The 19,281-nt window shown below is 63.0% G+C and carries 16 protein-coding genes, 1 tRNA gene and 1 pseudogene; 7 read left to right on the forward strand and 11 right to left on the reverse strand.

What is annotated here, in order from left to right:
• The first annotated feature begins 623 nt into the window (after positions 1-623).
• From ACSYAO_RS21235 to ACSYAO_RS21245, 3 genes are all read left to right on the forward strand, one after another.
• Positions 624-697, forward strand: a tRNA-Lys gene (locus tag ACSYAO_RS21235).
• Between the two features lie 357 nt (positions 698-1,054).
• Positions 1,055-2,179, forward strand: a complete 1,125-nt coding sequence (locus ACSYAO_RS21240) for a slipin family protein (RefSeq protein WP_049398660.1) — start codon at positions 1,055-1,057, stop codon at positions 2,177-2,179.
• Between the two features lie 56 nt (positions 2,180-2,235).
• On the forward strand, positions 2,236-3,456 hold the full coding sequence (locus ACSYAO_RS21245) for an RtcB family protein (RefSeq protein WP_049460613.1): 1,221 nt from the start codon (positions 2,236-2,238) through the stop codon (positions 3,454-3,456).
• 164 nt (positions 3,457-3,620) lie between these two features.
• On the opposite strand, the gene ACSYAO_RS21250 is transcribed toward ACSYAO_RS21245, so the two are convergent.
• A complete protein-coding gene (locus tag ACSYAO_RS21250; protein WP_049398662.1) occupies positions 3,621-4,526 on the reverse strand; it encodes an NAD(P)/FAD-dependent oxidoreductase in 906 nt (301 codons plus the stop codon).
• On the reverse strand, positions 4,516-4,971 hold the full coding sequence (locus ACSYAO_RS21255) for an Rrf2 family transcriptional regulator (protein ID WP_033833804.1): 456 nt from the start codon (positions 4,969-4,971) through the stop codon (positions 4,516-4,518). The genes ACSYAO_RS21250 and ACSYAO_RS21255 overlap by 11 nt, the downstream gene beginning before the upstream one ends.
• Before the next feature lie 183 nt (positions 4,972-5,154).
• On the opposite strand from ACSYAO_RS21255, the gene ACSYAO_RS21260 reads away from it, so the two are divergent.
• Positions 5,155-7,275 carry a methyl-accepting chemotaxis protein gene (locus tag ACSYAO_RS21260; RefSeq protein WP_049460615.1) on the forward strand — a complete coding sequence of 707 codons (2,121 nt, stop codon included), beginning with the start codon at positions 5,155-5,157 and terminating at the stop codon, positions 7,273-7,275.
• A 329-nt stretch (positions 7,276-7,604) separates the two neighbouring features.
• Here the strand turns inward: ACSYAO_RS21260 and ACSYAO_RS21265 are convergent, their stop codons facing one another.
• Positions 7,605-8,507, reverse strand: a complete 903-nt coding sequence (locus tag ACSYAO_RS21265; protein ID WP_049462124.1) for a LysR family transcriptional regulator — start codon at positions 8,505-8,507, stop codon at positions 7,605-7,607.
• Between the two features lie 107 nt (positions 8,508-8,614).
• Between ACSYAO_RS21265 and ACSYAO_RS21270 the strand changes: the two genes are divergently transcribed.
• Both ACSYAO_RS21270 and dkgB read left to right on the forward strand, forming a co-directional pair.
• Positions 8,615-9,829, forward strand: coding sequence for an MFS transporter (locus ACSYAO_RS21270; RefSeq protein ID WP_049424175.1), 1,215 nt, complete (start codon positions 8,615-8,617; stop codon positions 9,827-9,829).
• An 88-nt stretch (positions 9,830-9,917) separates the two neighbouring features.
• The gene (gene dkgB, locus ACSYAO_RS21275) at positions 9,918-10,727 is read left to right on the forward strand and encodes a 2,5-didehydrogluconate reductase DkgB (protein WP_032129158.1); all 810 of its coding nucleotides are present in this window, start codon (positions 9,918-9,920) and stop codon (positions 10,725-10,727) included.
• 157 nt (positions 10,728-10,884) lie between these two features.
• Here dkgB and ACSYAO_RS21280 read toward each other — a convergent pair whose 3' ends face one another.
• The 7 genes from ACSYAO_RS21280 to ACSYAO_RS21310 form a co-directional block, all read right to left on the reverse strand.
• On the reverse strand, positions 10,885-11,592 hold the full coding sequence (locus ACSYAO_RS21280) for an alpha/beta fold hydrolase (protein ID WP_049462125.1): 708 nt from the start codon (positions 11,590-11,592) through the stop codon (positions 10,885-10,887).
• A gap of 127 nt (positions 11,593-11,719) precedes the next feature.
• Complete coding sequence (locus tag ACSYAO_RS21285; protein WP_049462130.1) at positions 11,720-13,846, reverse strand: peptidase domain-containing ABC transporter; 2,127 nt, start codon at positions 13,844-13,846, stop codon at positions 11,720-11,722.
• Positions 13,847-14,469: 623 nt separating this feature from the next.
• Positions 14,470-15,717, reverse strand: a complete 1,248-nt coding sequence (locus ACSYAO_RS21290; RefSeq protein ID WP_049462126.1) for an HlyD family secretion protein — start codon at positions 15,715-15,717, stop codon at positions 14,470-14,472.
• Positions 15,718-16,018: 301 nt separating this feature from the next.
• The gene (locus tag ACSYAO_RS21295; RefSeq protein WP_053093390.1) at positions 16,019-16,372 is read right to left on the reverse strand and encodes a transposase; all 354 of its coding nucleotides are present in this window, start codon (positions 16,370-16,372) and stop codon (positions 16,019-16,021) included.
• 701 nt (positions 16,373-17,073) lie between these two features.
• Positions 17,074-17,451 (reverse strand): hypothetical protein, encoded by a 378-nt coding sequence (locus ACSYAO_RS21300; RefSeq protein WP_149908938.1) that lies wholly within the window; start codon positions 17,449-17,451, stop codon positions 17,074-17,076.
• A 51-nt stretch (positions 17,452-17,502) separates the two neighbouring features.
• On the reverse strand, positions 17,503-17,688 hold the full coding sequence (locus ACSYAO_RS21305) for a hypothetical protein (protein ID WP_152911143.1): 186 nt from the start codon (positions 17,686-17,688) through the stop codon (positions 17,503-17,505).
• Between the two features lie 8 nt (positions 17,689-17,696).
• A complete protein-coding gene (locus ACSYAO_RS21310) occupies positions 17,697-17,867 on the reverse strand; it encodes a hypothetical protein (RefSeq protein WP_157805916.1) in 171 nt (56 codons plus the stop codon).
• A 211-nt stretch (positions 17,868-18,078) separates the two neighbouring features.
• Between ACSYAO_RS21310 and ACSYAO_RS21315 the strand changes: the two are divergent.
• A pseudogene (locus ACSYAO_RS21315) lies at positions 18,079-18,504 on the forward strand (transposase); the annotation flags it as partial.
• 437 nt (positions 18,505-18,941) lie between these two features.
• Here ACSYAO_RS21315 and ACSYAO_RS21320 read toward each other — a convergent pair.
• On the reverse strand, positions 18,942-19,253 hold the full coding sequence (locus ACSYAO_RS21320; protein ID WP_223224680.1) for an integrase core domain-containing protein: 312 nt from the start codon (positions 19,251-19,253) through the stop codon (positions 18,942-18,944).
• Positions 19,254-19,281: the final 28 nt, after the last annotated feature.

Below are 19,281 nucleotides of genomic sequence, written 5' to 3' on the forward strand. Positions count from 1 at the left end.
GGCATTGCGCGGTAAAAGAAGAAAATAATTGAACAAAATGGTTGCGCGCGAGTAAATCGTGGTTTATCGTGCGCACCTCGTTTCAACAACCACTGGAAACTTCCCTTGAACGCGCATTCCGTCGCCATCGCCAAACTGCTGCCATGCCTGCGCATGGACGTGCTGGCGCGCGTGTTCGGCAAGGAAGTCCAGCTGACAACGGCCTGATACCCGCCCTGCGGAGATCGGCCACCCCGATCTCCGAGGCTTGACGACGCCCTCGGAACGCAAGTCCCGGGGGCGTTTTCGTTTGCGTCGGCACAAGGACCCGCGATGCCAGAACTGCACCCCGCGCGGCAACCCGCCGCTCACTGACACAGGTTTTTTCCGCTCCGCCGAAGGATTTACTTCGCGCGAGTGGCGACGCCTGGACATTATCTGCATCGCATCAAAACATTATCGCTCGCGATAATGTCGATGGCCTGCACCCTCGATTCTCCAACGGTCCCGTTTCCACCACGGGCTGGTGCGCGCGGCGTTGCCGTGGCGTATGCCGGAGGTCTCGAACATGCCATCGCCTGGATCGCCTGCTGGAAGCAGGCGCCGGTTCGCCGGTACGCGGTTCGATTCCGCGCGGTCCCCAACTGGATAGCTCAGCTTGGTCAGAGCAACGGATCCTTAATCCGTCTGTCGTGGGTTCGATTCCCACTCCAAACCACATGACCTGTCACGTCATGACTTGAAGCAACACCCGGGGCGCAAGCCCCAGCGGCCATCGTCGCCGTCCACGGACAACGCCTTCGGGCAGGAACGTGGAAGGCAACGGACCGCACGCCGGGCCCCGGCCCGCCGCCACTGCCAGCCACGTTCCGCACCGGTGCTGCCTGCCGGGAACGACGACGGCAGCAGTGCCGGTGCACCGAAGGCTCCGCGCGTGGACCGTCCGCCGATGGCCGCCCTCTTCCGCTGCCTGCACGTCGTGTGCAGGCGGCCTCGCCACGACCTGATCGGCCCGGGTCATGGCGATTCATCCGCAACGGGTCGAACCACCAGAGCCATACAAGGAGAGACTCCCATGTTCTGGACCATCAAGGTCGTGATCGGCGACGGCGAGCGCGGCCTGGTGTATCGCAACCGTCGTTTCCAGCAGATCCTGCTGCCGGGCGTGCACCGCCTGTCGCCGTTCGGCGGCCGCCCGCACGTGGACATCCACACCGCATCGAAGGGCGCGGCCTATACCGGCAGCGACCAGGACAGCCTGATCGAAGCGCTGGGCACCGAGCTGGACACGCACTTCGTGCTGGCCAACGTCGGCGCCAGCGAGGTCGGTCTGTTGCTGCGCAACGGCCGCATCGATGAAGTGCTGCCGCCGGGCAGCCGCCGTCTGTACTGGCGGGGTTCGGTCGACACCCAGGTGCGCGTGATGGCGCTGGGTGACGAGCCGCGCATTCCGGCGGACGTGCAGCAGCGCCTGGGCCAGTTGGGCGTGCTGCCGCGTGTGGCAGTGATCAGCACCGTGCCGAGCGAGTCGGTCGGCCTGCTGTTCATCGATGGCACGCTGCGACAGACGCTGGACGCCGGCCTGCACGCGTTCTGGAACTTCAATGGCAACGTATCGGTGGAGCGTGTGGAGCTGCGTGCACGTTCGCTGGACGTGTCCGGCCAGGAACTGCTCAGCCGCGACAAGGTGACCCTGCGGGTGAACCTGGCCGCGACCGTGCAGGTGGTCGACCCGGTGCGTGCACACCGTACGCTCAGCAATGCCGACGAGTTCGTCTACCGGCAGCTGCAGTTCGGCCTGCGCCAGGCGATTGCCGCGCGCAGCCTGGACGAGCTGCTGGGCGACAAGGCGGCACTGGACGGCGAGATCGCCGCGCATGTGCAGGCGGCGATCGAGGGCCACGGCGTGCGCTTGCTCGGCGTGGGCATCAAGGACGTGATCCTGCCGGGTGAGATGAAGGAGATCCTCAACGGTGTGGTGCTGGCCGAGAAGCAGGCCCAGGCCAGCGTGATCCGCCGTCGCGAAGAGGCCAACGCCACGCGTTCGCAGCTCAACACCGCAAAGCTGATCGAGGACAACCCGGTGCTGATGCGCTTGAAGGAGCTGGAGGCACTGGAGAAGGTCACCGAGAAGATCGACAAGCTCACCGTGTTCGGCGGCCTGGATGGCGTGCTGAAGCAGCTGGTGACGATCAGGTAGGGGGTCGCGGCGGCGCAGGGACGCGCCGCCGGCCCATCAAGGACAAACACGAAGACATGGACACTCAACACAACTATCAATGGCTGCACGCCGAGGGCACCACGCCGATCAAGGGCTGGGTCAACGGTGTGCCGCTGGAAGCGCAGGCGCATGAGCAGCTGCGCAACATCGCCGCGATCCCGTTCGTCGGGCCGTGGGTGGCCGTGATGCCGGACGTGCACCTGGGCAAGGGCGCGACCGTGGGCTCGGTGATCCCGACCCGCGGTGCGATCATCCCGGCGGCGGTCGGCGTCGACATCGGCTGCGGCATGGCCGCCGTGCGCACCACGCTGCGTGCCAACGACCTGCCCGATGACCTGCGGCAGCTGCGCAACAGCATCGAGCGCAGCATCCCGGTCGGCAACGGACGCGGCGGCGAGCACCACCGCATGCCCGACAGCATCCACACGCGGCTGGTGCAGTCCGGGCTGGCCGCCGGCCTGGAGAACATCAAGGACAAGCACCGCAGAATCCGCACCGACAAGCTGGACCGCCAGCTGGGTACGCTGGGCGGCGGCAACCACTTCATCGAACTGTGCCTGGACGAGACGGACACGGTGTGGGTGATGCTGCACAGCGGATCGCGCGGCACCGGCAACCTGATCGGCACCTACTTCATCGAGAAGGCGCGCGAGGAACTGGCCCGGCGCGTGCTCGGCTTCCATCTGCCGGACAAGGACCTGGCGTTCTTCATGGAGGGCGAGCCGCTGTTCGATGACTACGTCGAGGCGGTGTCGTGGGCGCAGGACTATGCCCGGCAGAACCGCGAGGCAATGATGTCGCGGGTGCTGGCCGAGATGCGCCACCGGCTGCCGAAGTTCCAGCTGGCAACGATGGCGGTGAACTGCCATCACAACTACGTGCAGAAGGAGACGCACCACGGCCAGGAACTGCTGGTGACGCGCAAGGGCGCGGTCAGCGCGCGCGAGGGCGAGCTGGGCATCATTCCCGGCAGCATGGGCACGCGCAGCTACATCGTGCGTGGCAAGGGCAACGCGGACAGCTTCCACAGCTGTAGCCACGGTGCCGGCCGGGTAATGAGCCGTGGCGCTGCGCGGCAGCAGATCACGCTGGCCCAGCACCGCGAGGCCACCGCGCATGTGGAATGCCGCAAGGACAGCGGCGTGCTGGATGAGTCGCCGGCCGCGTACAAGTCGATCGACGATGTGATGGCCGCGCAGCTCGACCTGGTCGACGTGGTGCACACGCTGCGGCAGGTGCTGTGCGTGAAGGGATGATGGAACGGTGCCGGCCTCGGCCGGCACCTGCTCGACGGGCACGGGCGACTGGATGCCCGGGATCCGTAGCGTCGAGCTTGCTCGACTGCTCTTCCACGCCATGCGTGGATGAAACGGCGCCGACCAAGGTCGGCATCTACCAGAGCAGCACGTCGCGTCGGGGGTCAGCGCGGCACGCTGTCCTCGGCCACCAGCGCATGATGCACGCCGATCCCCGCACGCACGCCCTCGGCGGTGGCCAGGGTGATGTTGCCGACCGTGGTCGCATCGCCTGCGGCATACACGTTCGGCACCGAGGTCTGCTTCATCATGTCGACCTCGATCAGCACCCCCAGCGGGCTCTCGACCAATGTGCACCCCAGCTGCTGCACCAGCGGCGTGGCCATCGCCTGGGTAGCCGGCACGAACAACGCACGCTGTGCGATACGGCGGCCATCGGCCAGCTCCACTTCCAGCCAGGTAGGCTGGTCGCCCTGCACACCCAGCACGGGTGACGTCTCGATGTGCACGCCACGCTGCTGCATGGCGGCGCGTTCCTCATCGGTGATCTCCAGACCCATGCTGAAGAACGTGACATTGCCCCAATCGGCGAACAGCGGCGCCTTGCTGGCGGACATCGGATGGCCGCCGAGCAGGCCGATGGCACCACCACCGACTTCATAGCCGTGGCAGTAGGGGCAGTGCAGCACGGTGCTGCCCCAGCGCTCGGCCAGTCCGGGCAGTTCCGGCAGCTGGTCGGCGATGCCGCTGGCCAGCAGCAGCTTGCGCGCGGCCAGCACCTGGCCATCGGCGGTACGCACTTCCACACCTTCGGCGGTGGTGCGGGCGTGCTCCACTTCGGCATGCACCCAACGCACCGTGGGGTAGTCCAGCAGCTGCTGACGCGCGGTCTTCAGCAGCTCGGCGCCACTGATGCCATCCAGCCCCAGCACCCCGTGCGAATGACTGGCGAAGCGATTGCGCGGTGAACCGGCATCGATGACGGTGACCGGGCGACGGGCACGGGCCAGGATCAGGCCGGCGGCAATGCCGGCGTAGCTGCCGCCGACGATGAGCACATCAGGATTCATGGTGACCTTCCAGGGAACGGTGATGGGCAAGATGGCGGGCGAAGTCGGCGCCGAGCTGGTCCAGCGTGGTCGCCTGCAGGCGCTGCTCAAGCAGCCGCTGCGCCTCGCGCGCGCCTTCGAGCAGGGCGCTGTTGACCAGCTGCTGGATCGGGCAGCCACCGCCGGAATCGCGAGCGCCGACCTGGACCAGCGGCGGTGCTCCCACCGCCAGATAGATGTCATGCAGGGTGATCGCCGCGGCATCGCGTGCCAGCAGGCTGCCGCCGCCGTGACCACGGGTGCTGCGCACCAGGCCGGCCTTGTGCAGCTGTGCCAGCAGACGACGGATCACCACAGGATGGGTCGGCAGGCAGGACGCCAGCTGTTCGGACGTGCGCGGGGCGGCATGGCCGACCAGATGCGCCATCACGTGCAGGGCGTCGGAGAGGGGGTTCGCGGATTTCATGTAACAACATTAGTTACATTTAATTCCTCTGTCGAGGGTCTGCTTTCGTTCCATATGGACACATCTGTCCTATGAAACATCTCCTTCACATCACTAAACGAAACGCGAATGTGATCAACATCCCACTTCAGGGCGTGCGCAGCGGGTCGATACCGCAGTGCCCCTTCCCGAGAGTTCTTCCCCATGAATGCGTCTGTCCGTGCTCCGCGCCTGCAGTCCAAGCTGCTCGGCGCGGTTTCTGTTGGTCTGGCTGTGGTCCTGCTGTGCGCTCTGGCCGGCCTGGCCTCCGCCTGGTTGAAGTTGTCCACCGAGGTTCCACCCGAAGTCGCGCACAGCCGCGATGCCGAACGCCTGCAGCGCGAGTTCCGCGGCCAGGTGCAGGAATGGAAGAACGTGCTGCTGCGCGGCCACGACGACGCGTTGCGCCAACGCCACCTGGACGCCTTCGACAGCGAGGGTCGTCTGGTCGAGCAGCTGGCCAAGGGCCTGGTCAGCAGCCCGGATGCACGCACGCGCGAACTGGCGCAGGCCTTCATCGGCCTGCATGCGCAGCTGCAGCAGGACTATCACGCGGCGCTGCAGGCGTTCGCCGAGGCCAGCTACGATCCCGCCGCCGGCGACAACCTCGTGCGCGGCAAGGACCGCCCGGTGGCAACCGCGCTGGATGCGTTGAGTACGCACGCCACGCAGGTGGCCGAAGCGGCGGTAGCGGCCCGTTCGCAGCAGGCGCGGCAGACGCTGCTGCTGTGCGCGGCGCTGACCGTGCTGGCCGCCGTGCTGCTGCTGATGGGCCTGGGCTGGTGGCTGCGGCGTGCGGTGGTGCAGCCGGTGCTGGCGGTGGAAGCCGCTGCGCGTGCAGTGGCCGCCGGTGATCTGCAGCATGTGGTGCAGGTGCGCAGCCGCGATGAGATCGGTCGGCTCGCGCAGGCCATGCAGGCGGTGCAGTCCACACTGCGCGGCGTGCTCGATGCGCAGGCCACGATGGCACAGGCGCATGAAGCCGGCACCATCAGCCACCGCATGGATGCCAGTGCCTTCCCCGGCGCATTCGGCACGATGGTGGCCGATAGCAACGCGCTGGTCGATGCGCACATCCAGGTGAAGCTGCGCGCGATTGCGATCATGGGCCGTTACGCCATCGGTGACCTCAGCCAGGACATGGAACGCCTGCCCGGCGAGAAGGCAGTGATCACCGACGCACTGGATACCGCCAAGGTCAATCTCGGCATGATCAATGGCGAGATCCGCCGCCTGGCCGAAGCCGCTGCCATGGGTGACTTCGGCCAGCGTGGCGACAGCGCGCGCTTCGAGCATGACTTCCGCGCGATGGTCGACGGCTTGAACCGATTGATGCAGACGACCGAACTGAACCTCGGCGAGGTCTCCAGCATGCTGCGCGCGATTGCCGATGGCCGCCTCGGCGCGCGCATGCATGGCGATTTCCAGGGCGTGTTCGCGCGCATCGCCGGCGATGCCAACACCACCGCCGCGCAGCTGGCGACCATCGTCACCGACATCAAGCACGCCTCCGGCAACATCCACACTGCGGCTGCAGAGATCGCCGCCGGCAACAATGATCTGTCGCGCCGTACCGAGCAGCAGGCGGCCAATCTGGAAGAAACCGCCGCGTCGATGGAAGAACTGACCTCCACCGTGCGCCAGAACGCCGAGCATGCACGCCAGGCCAACCAGCTGGCGATCGGCGCGCACACGGTCGCCTCGCAGGGCGGCAGCGTGGTCGGCCAAGTGGTGGCGACGATGGGTGCGATCGAGACCTCGTCACGGCAGATCGCCGAGATCATCAGCGTGATCGATGGCATCGCGTTCCAGACCAACATCCTGGCGCTGAACGCGGCAGTGGAAGCCGCGCGTGCCGGCGAGCAGGGCCGCGGCTTCGCGGTGGTCGCCAGTGAAGTACGCACGCTGGCGCAGCGCTCGGCGGCGGCCGCGAAGGAGATCAAGGCGTTGATCGAAGCCTCGGTTGAGCAGGTCGGCCACGGCGCGCAGCGCGTGCGCGAGGCCGGTGACACCATGGCCGAGATCGTGGCATCGGTGCAGCGCGTGACCGACATCATGGCCGAGATTTCAGCGGCCTCGCAGGAGCAGAGCGCGGGCATCGAACAGGTCAGCCAGACCGTGATCCAGATGGACGGCACCACCCAGCAGAACGCGGCGCTGGTGGAGGAAGCCAGTGCCGCCGCACGCAGCCTCGAACAACAGGCGAACCGGTTGATCGACGCGGTGGATGTGTTCGATCTGTCGACCACAACAGCGGCGAAGGACGCGTTGGCGCGTGCGGCCTGAGTGATCCGGTTGCCGGCCAGCGGCCGGCACTACCCGTGCGATGTGCCGGCCGCAGGCCGGCAGCGTCCACCGCCACTTGGGTAGCGCCCGACCGTTGGTCGGGCGACGGCAGGATCAGTGCGGACCAACGGTCCGCACCCACCAGAGCGGCCGCGCCCACCGGCGCGTGCGGTAGTGCCGGCCGCTGGCCGGCAACCTCCGCCCCAGCATGGGTAGCGCCCGACCATTGGTCGGGCGACGGCAGGATCAGTGCGGACCAACGGTCCGCACCCACCAGAGCGGCCGCGCCCACCCGCGCATGCGGTAGTGCCGGCCGCTGGCCGGCAACCTCAGCGCACGTAGTCGCTCTGCGCCATCGCGTCGGCCAGGTAATCCACGAACGAGCTGATCCGCGACGACACGGCGGTGTTGCGGTAGTACACCGCATGGATCGGCTGGTACACATCCAGCGTCTGCGCCGCCAGCACCTGCACCAGGGTGCCGGCGCTGCGGTCGCGATCGGTGACGAAGTCAGACAGGCAGGTGATGCCCACACCTTCCACCGCCAGCCGGCGCAGCGTCTCGCCACTGGATACGGCAATATCCGGGCGCACCAGCAGCAGCCCATCCGACTCTCCGGGCAGCGGCCAACGGTTGAGTGATTCCGGCTCGTTGAAGCTGACCAGCGTGTGCTGGCCCAGCGCGGCGACGCTGGCCGGTTCGCCGTGCCTGGCCAGGTAGTCCGGGCTGGCCACCAGCCGCAGCTGGCAGCGGCCCAGCAGCCGCGCATGCAGGGTGGAGTCGGCCAGCGGGCCGATCCGGATCGCCAGATCGGTGCGCCGTTCGAGCAGGTCGATGTAGCGGTCGGAACTGTTCAACTCCAGCTGTACTTCCGGGTAACGCGCGCGATAGCCGGCCACCAGCGGCGCAATCACGTGCAGCACGAACGGCATCGCCGCATCCACGCGCAGGCGCCCCGCCGGGCGCTCGCGGCGCGCCGCCATCTGTTCCTCGGCCGATTCCACCGCATCGATGATCGCGCGCGCATGGCGCAGGAACGCCTCACCCTCGGCAGTCAGGTGCAGGCGGCGGGTGGTGCGGGTCAGCAGGGTGATCCCCAGCTTGTCCTCCAGCCGCCCCAGCGCGCGGCTCACACCCGAGGGCGTCTGCCCCAGCTGCTCGGCGGCAGCACTGATCGAACCGCTGTCGATCACCGAAAGGAACGCCTGCATTTCATCGAGAGTGGTCTTCATGCCCTTATTATTGACTGCACGGCAATAGTGATTGGCGTGAAGACCGGTTTTTCAGCAAAGGTCGGCGGCGCAGACTGCGCAGCCTCTTCCTCCTGCTGGACCCTGTCATGATCCGTGGCATTCCCCTCGCCCTGCTGGCGTTGACCCTCGGTGCCTTTGCCATCGGCACCACCGAATTCGTCATCGTCGGCCTGATCCCGACCATCGCCGGCGACCTGCAGGTCAGCCTGCCCTCGGCCGGCCTGCTGGTCTCGCTGTACGCGCTGGGTGTGGCCATCGGTGCGCCGGTGCTGACTGCGCTGACCGGACGCGTACCGCGCAAGCAACTGCTGGTGGCGCTGATGGTGTTGTTCACGCTCGGCAATGTCGTCGCCTGGATGGCACCCGGCTATACCTCGCTGATCATCGCCCGCATCCTCACCGGCCTGGCGCACGGCGTGTTCTTCTCGATCGGCGCGATCATCGCCACCGCCGTGGTGCCGAAGGAGAAGGCGGCCAGCGCGATCGCCATCATGTTCACCGGCCTGACCGTGGCGCTGGTGACCGGCGTGCCGCTGGGCACCTTCATCGGCCAGCATCTGGGCTGGCGCGCGACCTTCCTGGCGGTGGCCGGCCTCGGCGTGGTCGCCCTGATCGGCGCGCTGCTGTTCGTACCGCGCAACCTGCCGCAGAGTGCGCCGGCCAGCCTCCGCCAGCAGCTGGCAGTGCTCGGCCAGCCACGCCTGCTGCTGGTCTATGCGATGACCGCGCTGGGCTACGGTGGCACCTTCCTGGCCTTCACCTACCTGGCACCGATCCTGCAGGACGTCACCGGCCTTCCGGCCAACGCCGTGAGCCTGGTGCTGCTGGTGTACGGCGTGTCGGTGGCGATCGGCAACCTGTGGGGCGGGCGCATGGCCGACCGCTTGGGCCCGGTGCCCGCGCTGAAGCGCATCTTCGGACTGCTGGCATTGGTGCTGTTCGTGCTCACGTTCACTGCCTACAACACCTGGTTGATGCTGCTGACGGTGCTGGCGCTGGGTGCGGTGGCATTCGGCAACGTGCCCGGCCTGCAGGTCTACGTGGTCAAGCAGGCGCAGCGCTATGCACCGCAGGCCACCGACGTGGCATCGGGCCTGAACATTGCCGCGTTCAACGTCGGCATCGCCATGGGCGCCTCGCTGGGCGGTCTAGTGGTGGAGCACATCGGCCTGATGCATACGCCCTGGCTGGGCGCGCTGGTGGTCGTACTGGCCTACGCGCTGACCGTGCTCAGTGGCCGCCTCGACCGCCGCGATGGCGTCGACCACCGCGCCGACGGCATTGCCGCCACCGCGCATTGATCCATGCAATGCACCGTTGCCGGCATGCATACGGTGCCTGTCCTAACCTCTTCCCTCTGCTACTCCCTTCCCCCCGTTGGAGCTTCCCATGACTGTCCCCGCTTTCGGTCTCGGCACCTTCCGCCTCAAAGACCAGACCGTGATCGACTCGGTGCGCAACGCACTGGAGGTCGGCTACCGCGCCATCGATACCGCGCAGATCTACGGCAATGAAGCCGAAGTCGGCCAGGCCATCGCCGAGTCGGGCGTGCCGCGTGATGATCTGTACCTGACCACCAAGGTGTGGATCACCGAGTTCAAGCGCGATGCGCTGCTGGCCAGCCTGCGTACCAGCCTCGAGAAGCTGCGCACCGACCGCGTCGACCTGGCGCTGATCCACTGGCCGTCACCGAATGACAAGGTCGATGTGCCGATGGAGGAATACCTGCCGGCACTGGCCGAAGCCAAGGCGCAGGGGCTGACCCGCGAGATCGGCATCTCCAACTTCACCATCGCGCAGACCCGCAAGGCGATCGAGATCCTCGGCGCCGAAGCCATCGCCACCAACCAGATCGAGATCCACCCGTACCTGCAGAACCGCCTGCTGGTGAAGTTCCTGCAGGACAACGGCATCCACATCACCGCCTACATGAGCCTGGCCTATGGCGAAGTGCTGAAGGACCCGGTGATCCAGGCCATTGCCGGCCGTCACCAGGCTACGCCGGCGCAGGTTGCGCTGGCGTGGGCGCTGCAGCAGGGCTTCTCGGTCATTCCGTCGTCGACCAAGCGCGAAAACCTGGCAGCCAACCTCGAAGCAGCGGCCGTACGCCTGACCGACGAAGACATGGCGCAGATCGCCAAGCTGGATCGCGGCCATCGCCTCGCGAATCCGGAAGGGATTGCCCCGGCCTGGGATTGAGGCATTGTTGTAGAGCCGAGCCCACGCTCGGCTCCGGGCCGTCTGCAGCCGAGCATGGCTCGGCTCTACAGGTAGATGCCGACCTTGGTCGGCACTGGCCTCTGGTCAGTCGATGACACATCGTGCCGACCAAGGTCGGCACCTACCAAAGGCAGCGCTATCCCTCGCCTTGCAGCAACCACCCACGCATGGCCGCACTGACCTCGTCCGGCTTTTCCATCGGTGCCAGGTGCCCGCAATCGGGCACCACCACCAGCTGCGAGTGCGGCACCAGGGCGTGCATCTCCTCGCTTACCGCCAGCGGCGTGATGCGGTCGTTCGCACCGCAGACGATCAGCAGCGGATCGCGGTAGCCGGCCAGCACGTCATGGCCGTCGCGGCGCTCCAGCGCGCTCTGGCGCAGGAACACTTCGGCGCCCAACCGCGCGGTCATGTCGCGCACACGCTGCACCAGCACGTAGTCATCCAGCCGAGAAGCATCGATGTAGCTGCGCATCAGCACGTCACCGAAGCCGTGGAATTTTCCCGGAAGACGCACGCTGGCACGTTGGCTGCGGCGCTGCTCGGCACGTTCCGGCGAATCGGCATGGATCGAGGTATCGATCAGCGCCAGCTGCAGCACACGTTCCGGCGCGATGCGCAGGATCTGCTGGGCGACGAAACCGCCCAGCGAGAAACCGGCCAGCGCAAAGCGCTCCGGCGCCTGCGCCAGCACGTCCTCGGCTACGCCCTGCAGGGTTTCACCGCGGGTCTGGTCGCCCACCGTGCAATCGGCGATGTCGGCCAGGTCAGCCAACTGTGAGCGCCACAGCTCGGCATCGTTGAGTAGGCCGGGCAGCAGCAACAGGGGGATACGGTCGGTCATGGGGCTATTGTCGCGCCATCACGGTGACGGAGCCATGCCAGCGACCGCGCAGAGCGCGGGGACGTGCCCCGGATGAGCCAGGCACGCCGGACCGGCGCCCGCTTCTGGATACCCTGTGGGACGCCAGTCAGACCGATGCCGCGCCTGCTTCCTCGGCATCGGAAGCAGGCGCCGTCGACGCCTCACGCTGTGGCCGCACCTCCTGGACGATCCGCCCCTGCTCCATTATCAGGACACGGTCGGCGCTGCTTATGGTCTCCGGCCTATGGGCCACGATCACCTTGGTCAGCTTCATACGTTGCACGGCTTCGTTGACCAAGCGCTCGCGCATGACATCAAGATGGCTGGTGGCCTCATCCAGAAACAGAATCCGAGGCCGGCGGTAGAGGGCACGGGCCAGAATCACGCGCTGTTTCTGACCGCCTGAAAGCGAGTTGCCCATGTCTCCGATAAGACCGTGATAGCCCATCGGCAGCCCCGCGATATCGTCGTGCACGGCTGCCATCCGAGCAGCTTCCTCGATGCGCTGTTCATCGAAGCCGCTATCGAAGCCGCTGATGTTGTCGGCAATGCTTCCGGCAAACAACTGGTCATCCTGCATCACCGCTCCGATCATGGAGCGGATGCCACGTGGACCGTGCTTCTGGATATCTACCCCGCCGATGCTTACGCTTCCTTCGCTGGGCTTGAGCAATCCGAGCAGCAGTTTAATCAGGGTCGACTTGCCGCAACCCGATGCGCCCACGATGGCCACTGCTTCACCCTGTTCCACGCGGAAGGAACAGTTGCGGACGATCCAGGGCTCACCTTCGGCGTAACGGAAGGAGAGATTCTCGACCTCGATGGAGGACGAAATTGGTACCACTGTCTCGATTTGATCGAGATCCTGGTCAGGTTCACTCAGAACGACATCCGCCAATCGCTCGCCATGCAGCCGAAGCATCCTGAACTCGACGGCCTTGTCGATCAGACCGGCCATTCGTAGTGCGAACTGGTCCTTGTACGCAAGATAGGCTACCAGCATGCCGACCGAGAACAGATTGTTCATGGTCAGCACCGCGCCAATCCAGATGACAGCAATCCTCTCGACTCCGAAGATCAGCTGACTGGTAACGGTGAAGCCGAGCGTCAGCTTCGAAAGCCTAACTTCCTCATTGACCGTGCCAACCATCAGGTTCTCGTAGGCTGCCCTCCGCATCGGCTCCTGGACGGCGATCTTGATGCTCTGCATGCCGCGGATCGACTCAAGCAGATGCGATTGCTGCTTTGCACTGGCAACGAGCTGGCGCTCGGTACGATTGCGAACTGGCGCGTACGCGGTGGCGCGGACCAAGGTGTACAGCACCACCGCCGCCAGCGTCACCAACGCCAGCTTCCAGCTGTAGAGAACCATGACTCCTAGCGTGACGATCGCCATCAGGCCATCGATGAGCGCTTCGACGAAACTGGTCGTTAACGTCTTCTGGATGGATTGCACCGACGAGACCCGAGAAATGATATCGCCCAGGTGTCGCTTCTCGAAGAAGTCCAACGGCAATCGCAGCAGATGCCCGATAACATTCCCCATCCATCTCAAGCCCAGAGTGGAGGAGAGATAAATGACAGACCAACCGCGCAACAGCCCGATGGCCACCTGCAACAGCATGGCAAGCCCGAAGCTTATCCCCAGTACCGTAAGCAGATCCCGATCTGCCGAAACCAGTGCCTGATCCACCACCCACTGGGTATAGAACGGCGCAAGGACCACGAAGATCTGGAGTGCGACCGAGAGAAGCAGGACCAACGCCAGTGAGGGCCACAGACCGTTGATCTGCCCCGTCAGCTGCCGTAGTGAGATCGGGGCCGGCCGGGCCTCCTTCTGGAACTCCGCAGTGGGAGTCAGCTCAAGCGCCACACCCGTGAAGTGCTCGGACACTTCCTCCAGTGCAAGCACCCGCTCACCGATGGCGGGGTCAAGAATCCTGAAACCGCTGCGGCCCACCTTTACCAGCACCACGTAGTGGTTCAGATTCCAATGCAGAATACAAGGCAGCTTGAGTTCGGAAAGGTGCTCCATCTCAAGCCGCAAGGGCCGCGAAGACAGTCCCAACTGCTGTGCAATGTGGATGAGCTGGCCCAGCTTGGCACCCTTGAGCGACAACGGATAGCGTCGGCGAATCTCGCTTAGGCCGATCTTCTTTCCATGAAAGTCGGCGATCATCGCGATCGACGCCAGTCCACACTCCGTTGTCTCCGACTGCAGTATCGCTTTCATTCCGATGACAAGCCCAAGATCCCAGTCAATCTGAAAAAGACGCGGCTGGTGCAAACTTCAGTACCAATGGCCTATACCAAGTACGCCGCATGTTCGCCCTCGGCCGCGTGATTGCCCCACCGCGCACAGACTTCAATGCGACGTATGATTTTTCTGAATCCGCTTGCGTCTTGTATCAGCGAATCTAGCGGTAGCTACCACAACCGCACCAGCACAGAGAAGTGGCCATATCCGGCTGTCTGAAGATGCCGCGATCACGGCCAGGCAGCACACACAGATGGCGAAAGTCCTTTGGTCGATACCCGGAAACTTCATGATCTTTTCTCCTCGTGCCAGTTCATTCCAGAAGCGTGTGCCTCCAAGCAAACTGCGTAGGAGTGCACGAACACACCTGCACGGGTTAAGTGCAACGGCGATTCCACCTCCGATGCACGCACCGGCAGCGGGCCCGGCAGGACCGCCAACTAGCGCACCGGCACCGTTGATGCAAGCAGCTTCCCCCTCGACTTCGAAAGCTTCATCCGTGGTCAGTTCACGCACAGTGAGTCTCCCTAGAATTGGCACACGTTCATTGTGCATGGGCTGCCTTAGCCAGCGACACGATGTCTCATCCAATGCTGCAGTCATTGCCCGAATACAGTTCCCTTGATTGAGTAGATAGGCTCAAGGGCCCACTCAAAGAACGATCTCGTCTCACCCAGAACATCTGCATCCACCAGCATTCCGGGCTTGAGTGACTCGGGCTTGCCGTATGCGCTTACGGTTTGCGATGCGAGAACGACCGTGATTCGATACATCGGTTCTGTCGCGCCACCGTTCTGTGTTGCACCCAGTGTGCTTCGACTAATCCGTGAAACCCGCCCCTCATGGTGTCCAAATTTCTGGTAAGGGTATGCTTGGTATCTGAGCAGGACCTTATCATCGGGCTCTATGAATCCTACCGCGCGGCTAGGAACGAGCAGCTCCGCCTCCAAATGACCATCCCCAGGCAGCACGCTCATGATCGGCTGGCCGCTTTGCACGGCTTGGCCGGCCTTGATCTGCTGGCTGGCTACAATTCCAGAGACTGGCGCGACAATAGCCAACCGTCCGCGCGCGACATTCTCCACACGTTCCTGCTCAAGCAAGGCGAGATCCTGCTGGAATGTCGCTTCCGCGGCCTCATGCTCGCCAGGCAGCTCATTGAGCGCCTGGATGATCTGCTCGATCATCCTGCGCGTGGCAATGGCCTGTCGCTGCAATGCCTGCATCTCACCCTTCTGTGTGAGCGCTGCAGATTCCTGCTGCTTGATCTGGAGGAGGCTGACGTAACGATCCTCTTCAAGGAGCCGGAGGCGTTCCAGCGTCTCCTCTGCAATCCTGATCTGATCCCGTCTTGTCAGCACTTCGGCGTCGAACTGCGCCAGCTCCCGCTGTGCGTTGGAAAGCTGCCTACGCAATCCCTTCTGCTGCGCGCTCAACCGCATCTTCTTGGCAGTCTGTACCGCCCCAAGGCCGGACGTCCTGCGCTCGAAGCGAGATTCCATCGCAGCCAGCGTATCCCCATCAGTGGTGGTGGCTCGCGGAACAGTCAGGACCGCAACTACCTCACCCGCTTCGACGTACTCGCCTTCGGCACTTCTGACTTCCGACATGAACCCATTGGCGGGCGCCATGACCTGCGCGATTCCATTGACTGGCACAAGCTGTCCACCCACGTGCGAACGGTGGGTATAGGTGCCAAATGTAAGCAGCAGCACTACTACTAGTGCGGTGGAAGAGGCTACGATGGCAAAAACCCAAAGCCTGAGCGGTTGCGTGATGGAAATCGACCCCAACCAACCGGCGCGCTTTCCTTGCAGAACTTCCCTGCGAAACAGATCTGAAGACACTCTTAGAAAGTAACTTTGCCCGCGTTCATTGGATGATAGCGAGGTCTCTTCGCAGAGTTAAAGAGCGAAATGCGTCAGCTCTCCTCCCATACAGTGACCATGATTCATTCATCTCTTCCGAGAGAAGCACCAACTACTCAGCGCACCGACGCGCAGGGCCATCCGCGCGCCGTCCAGGATGGCATACGCCGTCGTCGTGGTCCGCGTTCAGCCATCAGAACAACCGGCGTCAACGCTCTGATCGGCACGCGTTACGTCACCACCCAGCATGATGACCGGACGATGTTGTAGAGCCGAGATCCTATGTTCGTGGTAAGGCCCGCTGGAAGTGGGCTTTACCCACCTTCAGCATGGCCGGATCGAAATCGCGGCCACTCTTGAAGACATCCCAAGCGATCCTGGCCAGCTTCCTTGGCAGAAGGTTGAAGATGGTGCTGCAGGGGTGACCGCGTTTTGACAGTTCATCGTAGAGCGGTTGCCCCCGGCGACACTGCTTGAGGCCCATCGCGGCCATGTAGAGCATCTGGCGCAGCATCTGCGTACCCTGTTTGGACAGCCGACGCCGCCCAGTTCTGCCGCCAGACTCATTGGGCCGGGGATCCAGGTCGATGCAGGCGATCCATACGTCGACGTTAGCCAACGGCCAGCGCGTCATGTAGTAGATCAAGTGAGCCACGACGGCAGAGCCGACACCAGGAGTGGTCACCAGACGCTTGTAGAGCGCGCAGTGCCCTCCATCGCGACTCAAGCGCCACAGCGCGCTTTCAAGCTCGGCTAGCGTCCCAGCTAGGGCGCGGAACAGATCTGACAGTTCTCTAGGGGGCCACTTCCGCTTACCCCGAAGGATTGCTACGAGCGCACGCGTGTCTCCACCCGGGCCCGCCGCTTGTGCAGCAAATCGTGCATCAGTTGCTGCTCGTCGGTACGCGGTACGTATTCACGCAGACGATCGCTCTCCTTCTTCACGTAACGGGCGGTCGCTTGGGATGCACTGAACAATCGTTGCTGAGTGCTGGATTTCCAGCACCAGAATGCTCCTAAGTCATCAGCCGCAGTGGGTTGCCATGTCCTTTCGTGCTCGAAGTGCCCCTTCCGAGCACCTCGAGACGGATTGATCCCTATGCCAGCAGTAACTGCCAGTGCACCATCCACAGATTGCACAGCGCAAACAATGTCAGCTGCATGGATGGCTTCTCAACGTGTGCCTCTATTGTCTCTCAGGCTGCCGGCCAGCGGACGGCACTACCGAAATAGTTGTTCAGAGCGTCCGCAGATGCAGGCCATGAGGACGACAAATCTCGCACAGCCATGAGTGATCAATGGACTAGAAATAAACCAATCTATAGATACAGAACGCTAGTCATCCCTCTCGACCTGGACATCGACCTTATCCCGAAAAATAGCTGAGATGAAAGACAAGAGCAGAGCTGGAAGTGCCAGAAGCAGCACGAACGAAAAAGGCGCACCAAACGACCATAGAGCAGCAGAAAATACGACAGCCGAAACCCCAAGCAGCAGGAACGAGCACTTAACTTTCTTTATTAACAGGTAACTTGCCGTCGAACACAGCAGCGAAAATGCGGCAACGAAAACTCCAACCTCTTGAGGAACCTGCAAAGGCGCAGCACCCCGAAGCGCCGCCACCAGCATCAGCGCTGAGGCAGACGCCATTGCTACCAAGGAAATAAAATAGAACTTTCCATGTCGCCCATCAAATCCACCAGTAATTTTCATATCAACCCTCAAAGAATCGCAGGGCAAAAGCCCTGCGATCCAGCTAACTATTTACCAAGCCATCTGATAAAACTGATAACCCGCATAACCAGCACCAGCGATACCAACGCCGGCAACAAAACCTTTACCAAACGCGATTCCAATCCCAATGACGACCGGCACAACTGCACCGTCGACGCTCTCAATTTCAAGACCGGTCAATTCACGCACATCATTCTCCCGCTTTGAATTGGACATCAAACTAGTTATTTTGCATTGTATAGAACGGAACCACCGATGCCAATTCCAGTCATCGTGCCGGCCATGAACGCAACACTGGTCCAACTTACCTGGGAAAGAGCAACTGCGCCAACGAACATCAAAGGCAGCACCGCGCCATCAACATTATTAATCTCTTCCATGGTCATTTCGCGCATAGTACAACTCCTTCTTAATACGTGCATTTCCACGCACGGGGATCCGGGACGATTCCCGGAAATTTGAATCGGAGGTCAGTTGGCACTTACTTTTCACAGCAAGAGCATTCGCTAAGGAGCTTCTGAACAGCTTCCTGCGAACTGTGCAGTAGTGCCCGCCACAGATTGCCGCTTTGGGGGGACACTATTTAGCTGCGTAGTGGAATGCATCATACGGCTGACATTTGGGGATGCGCAGGGCCTGCGCAAGCGCAAGCAGACCCGGCGCGATATTTTCCTTTACGAGATGGACCAGATAGTGCCGTGGAAGGCACTGCTGGCCTAGATTGAGCCGCATTATCTGCGTCCCGGTCGCGCGGTTCGGCCACCGTATGCGATGGAGACGACACTGCGCATCCACCTGCTGCAGTGGTATGCCTTGAGCGATCCGGACATGGAGGAAGCCCTGCACTAGATTGCTTCGATGCGGCTGTTCCACCGGCTCAGCGGGCTCGATGCGATCCCGGATGAGTCCACGATCATCAACTTCCGTCGTCCGTTGGAGAGGCATAGGCTTGCCGCAAATATGCTGGAGGTGATGGACGTTAATCTCGCACGCAAAGACCAGAGTCTGCGCGCCAGCTCGATCGTGGATGCCATATACGCCCCTAGAACCGAGAACCAAACAGCAGTCAACACCGAGAGTGCGGCAAACAGAGTAAACGCCCAAAGCCCCAAGGATTGGGTGAGCACAATTCCACTCAACCAGCTACTTCGCTTTGCATCCAACACTTGGTTTCTAAACAACGAATCCGACATCCCGTCTCCGAACGCTGTTGGCGGGCGCATCACCCTAACGTGTACCAAACCGTAGCGTGACTTGCCGCAGAGATCCAAGAGGCATTTGCGACATCAATGTAAGCCATCCACTTCGTTCTATGCGGATGAGAAATCGACTTCTCCACAAGACTCGTAAGGAATACCTGATGTTGGGAGTTTTCTAAACAACTCCCTGCGAAATATGGGGCAGTGCCCGACCCAGATTGCCGCATTGGGGGACACTATCGAGCCATGTAATGACCCATCGGTTTCTGCTCAGGTCATGGGGTTAATGTAGCGGTATAGGCCGCATCTGCGGTCATCATCTTCAGCGCACTGATGAGTGCGCTGTTGGTCGTCGAAGGCGATGCAGTCAGTGATTAACCGTGTAGCGTGCATCTGGCTTTCGAAACGATGCCAGTGCACGCATTGCTCTTCCAGCGTTCGGATCACTCGCTCCATCAATCCGTTCTGTTGCGGGCAGTGTGGCGTGATGAACTCCTGCTTCGAGCCATAGCTGCGCATCAGTCGCGTGTAGTCGCGGCCGCTGAACACCAAGCCATTGTCAGATCGCAGCAGGATGCGCACGGGTGTCGATCCCCGGCCGACTACGACA

It is taken from the genome of Stenotrophomonas sp. STK16_22, assembly GCF_051984505.1.
Lineage (GTDB): Bacteria > Pseudomonadota > Gammaproteobacteria > Xanthomonadales > Xanthomonadaceae > Stenotrophomonas > Stenotrophomonas maltophilia_A.